The organism is bacterium (assembly GCA_021372775.1).
In the GTDB taxonomy this organism is placed as follows: domain Bacteria; phylum Acidobacteriota; class Polarisedimenticolia; order J045; family J045; genus JAJFTU01.
Map to the genome: position 1 here is coordinate 1 of JAJFTU010000163.1, position 3,637 is coordinate 3,637.

A 3,637-nucleotide genomic window follows, 5' to 3' on the forward strand; every position below is an offset into this window, starting at 1 on the left:
GATCGGCCGCTCGGGCCCCTTGAGGCGGCGCACCGACGCGTCGGTGTTGACGCCCACGATCAGCGCGTCGGCCGCGCGGCGCGCCGCGGCCAGCAGGCGCACGTGCCCGGCGTGCAGCAAGTCGAAACAGCCGTTGGTGAAGGCGACCTTCAGGCCGCGCGCCGTCAGCGCGTCGCGGAACGCGCGCGCCTCGGCGATCGAAACCGCTCCCGTCGGACGTTCTTCTTCGTGCATGGGCCAGAGTCTGCCCGATTCCCCGCCGCCGCGCGATCCCGGCCGGACGCGCCTCCCGCGCCGACGCTCGGCGACGCCCCGCGACGGACGGCGATGCGGGCCGCGACGACGTTCGTCGAGGCCGCGCCGCGGACCGCCACGCGCCGCGGGCGCCGCCGAAACGACGGCGGCCCCCGGCGGCGCCGCGCGCCGGGGGCCGCCCTGTTCGGGGGACCTGGACTTGTGGACTACGGGAGGAGCGCGGCGCGAAGGGCTGCGTCGAGCTTGTCGAACTGGTGCAGATCGCCCTTGACGACCGCCGTCAGATGCGGGACGCGCCGGACGTCGCCGCGGTTGTCGAAGGCGAGCTTGCCGGTGACCCCGTCGAGCGCGAGCGAGACGAGCTGCGTCCGCACTTCGCCCGCCGTGCCGCGCTGCGTCTTCCGCAGCGCGGCGACCATCGCCTGCATCGCGTCGTAGCCGTAGGCCGCGTAGACCCCGGGGGCGCGGTTGTACTTGCGCTGGAACGCGTCCGCGAAGCTCTTGATCTTCGGCGCCGAGCCCTCGAGCTCGAACGCCGCCTGCGGGAAGATCAGCCGCTCGGCCGCCGGGCCGGCGAGCTTGACGATGTCGGAAGTCACGGCCGAGCTGGCCAGCTTCACGCCGTCGAACCTCTCCGCGTCGAGCGCCTGGCAGAGCGCGGCGACTTCGTTGACGAGTCCCGCGACGTAGACCGCGCGGACCTTCGCCGCCACGACCTTCTTCGCCAGCTCCTTCGCCCGGTCCGCCGCGAGCGGCGCGTCGAACGACTCCTGCAGGGCGACCTTCACGCCGTCGGCCGTCATCTGCGCCGCGAACAGCTCGGCGAGCGAGCGGCCGAACGTCTCGTTGTAGGCGAGGACGGCGACTTCCCGCAGCCCGAGCTGCTGCACGACGGCGCCGATCTGCTGCGTCTCGGCGGCGTCGTTGGGGTAGACGCGGAAGAACCAGCCCCCGCCCTGCGCCGTCAGCGCCGGGGCCGAGGCGGAGGGGCTGATCATCACCACTTCCTTCTCGACCAGGAACGGGATGACCGACTGCGCGACGCCGGAGGTGAGGCCGCCGAGAAGCAGGTTCGCCTTCGACGTTCCGACGAGATCCTTCGCCGCGACGAGCGAGGCGTCCGGCCGCCCGCCGTCGTCGCGGTAGGAGAGGACTAGCCCGCGTCCCTCGGGGAACCCTCCTTGCCTGAGCGCTTCGTCGTAGGCGAGGTCGATCCCCATCTTGACCGCCTTGCCGTACTCGGCCGCCGGCCCCGACTCGGAGATCACCGCGCCCAGGAGAATCGGCGACCGGTGGGTGCGGGCGGCCCACAACGCGACGGCGCCGACCACGACAACGATCCCGAGGAGCATGATGGTGGCGCGCCGAGTCATCGCAACCTCCTCCCGCGGGCCCCTCGACGCCGACGACGCCCGGCGGCCGCCCCTCCGTCGGGCGGAACGCCGAAATTTGTCCGAACCGCGAGGCCCGCCATGCAACGGCCCGCGCGCCCCCAAATGCGCGCGGAACGACCCTCGCCGACCGGCGTCTCGGCGGAAATGTACGCTCTGGTCCCCGCGGGGCGGGACGATCGTGCGCCCGGGGCGGCGACTGACTTTACGGCAGCGGACGGCCGACGGAGGCGTCGAGGCGCGCGAGGTGCTTGAGCATCCGCGCCCGCAGAACCTCCTCGCCCCCCGCGGGGAGCGCCGACTTCAGTTCCGCGTTCAGCTCGTCGAGCTTGCGGCGCGCGCGATCGACGTCGATCTCCTCCGCCCGCTCGCACGTTTCGGCGAGGACCGAAACCCGGTCCGGACCGACCTCGGCGTATCCGCCCGAAATCGCGAGCCGCTCCCGCCGGTCCCCGACGCGGCAGAAGGCGATCCCCGGGCCGAGCTCCGCGAGGAGCGGCGCGTGCCCCGGCAGGACGCCGAACGAGCCCAGCGCGCCGGGCAGCACGACCTCGTCCACGTCCCGGGCGAGGATGCGCCGCTCGGGGGTGACGATCTCGAGGTGGATCTTCTCCGGCAGGGACATCGCGCCCGTCCGCGGGGCGGCGCGCGGCCGCCCCCGTCAAGCCGCGCGGCTATTCGGCCGCGCGGATCTTCTTCGCCTTCTCCACCGCCTCGTCCACCGTGCCGACCATGTAGAACGCCTGCTCCGGCAGGTCGTCGTGCTTGCCGTCGACGATCTCGCGGAAGCTGCGGATCGTGTCGGCCAGCTCGACGTAGCGGCCGGGGAAGCCGGTGAACTGCTCGGCGACGAAGAACGGCTGGGACATGAACCGCTGCAGCTTGCGCGCCCTGGCGACGAGCTGCTTGTCGTCCTCGGAGAGCTCGTCCATGCCGAGGATGGCGATGATGTCCTGCAGCTCCTTGTACCGCTGGAGCACCTGCTGGACGTCGCGCGCCGTGCGGTAGTGCTCCTCGCCGAGGATCCGCGGGTCGAGGATGCGGCTGGTCGAGGCCAGCGGATCGACGGCGGGGTAGATCCCCAGCTCGGAGATCTGGCGGCTGAGGTTGGTCGAGGCGTCGAGGTGGGCGAAGGTCGTCGCCGGCGCCGGGTCGGTGTAGTCGTCGGCGGGGACGTAGATCGCCTGCACCGAGGTGATCGACCCCTTCTTGGTCGAGGTGATCCGCTCCTGCAGCTCGCCCATTTCCGTGGCCAGCGTCGGCTGGTAGCCGACGGCCGACGGCATGCGCCCGAGCAGCGCCGAGACCTCGGAGCCGGCCTGGGTGAAGCGGAAGATGTTGTCCACGAAGAGCAGCACGTCCTGGCCGGCGACGTCGCGGAAGTACTCGGCGACGGTGAGGCCGGTGAGGGCCACGCGCAGGCGGGCGCCCGGCGGCTCGGTCATCTGGCCGTAGACCAGCGCGACCTTCGACTTGTCCGGGTCGCCGGCGACCATCACGCCGCCTTCCTGCATCTCCACCCAGAGGTCGTTCCCTTCGCGCGTCCGCTCGCCGACGCCGGCGAAGACGGAGTAGCCGCCGTGCTTGAGCGCGACGTTGTGGATCAGCTCCTGGATCAGCACGGTCTTGCCGACGCCCGCGCCGCCGAAGAGCCCCGTCTTGCCGCCCTTGGTGTACGGCTCGAGCAGGTCGATGACCTTGATCCCGGTCTCGAACATCTCGACCGAGGCGGCTTGGTCGGCGAACGAGGGCGCGTGGCGGTGGATCGGCCACTCCTCGTCGGCGCGGACCGGACCGAGTTCGTCCACGGGGCGGCCGAGGACGTTGATCACGCGGCCGAGCGTCCCCTTGCCGACCGGGATGCGGATCGGGGCCTTGGTGTCCTCGACCTCCATCCCGCGGACCATGCCGTCGGTGGGCTCCATCGCCACGCAGCGGACCCGCCCCTCGCCGAGGTGCTGCTGCACCTCGAGCGTGACGTCGATCGGCCG

3 protein-coding genes and 1 pseudogene are annotated in these 3,637 nt (G+C 72.1%); all 4 read right to left on the reverse strand.

Going from position 1 to position 3,637, the window contains the following annotated elements; genetic code table 11:
- Positions 1–156 (reverse strand): annotated as a pseudogene (locus LLG88_05465) (adenylyltransferase/cytidyltransferase family protein).
- Between the two features lie 305 nt (positions 157–461).
- On the reverse strand, positions 462–1,628 hold the full coding sequence (locus LLG88_05470; GenBank protein ID MCE5246357.1) for a branched-chain amino acid ABC transporter substrate-binding protein: 1,167 nt from the start codon (positions 1,626–1,628) through the stop codon (positions 462–464).
- 223 nt (positions 1,629–1,851) lie between these two features.
- Complete coding sequence (locus LLG88_05475; protein MCE5246358.1) at positions 1,852–2,271, reverse strand: F0F1 ATP synthase subunit epsilon; 420 nt, start codon at positions 2,269–2,271, stop codon at positions 1,852–1,854.
- Positions 2,272–2,320: 49 nt separating this feature from the next.
- Positions 2,321–3,637, reverse strand: a 1,317-nt coding sequence (atpD, locus tag LLG88_05480; GenBank protein MCE5246359.1) for a F0F1 ATP synthase subunit beta, incomplete at its 5' end; no start/stop codon positions are given.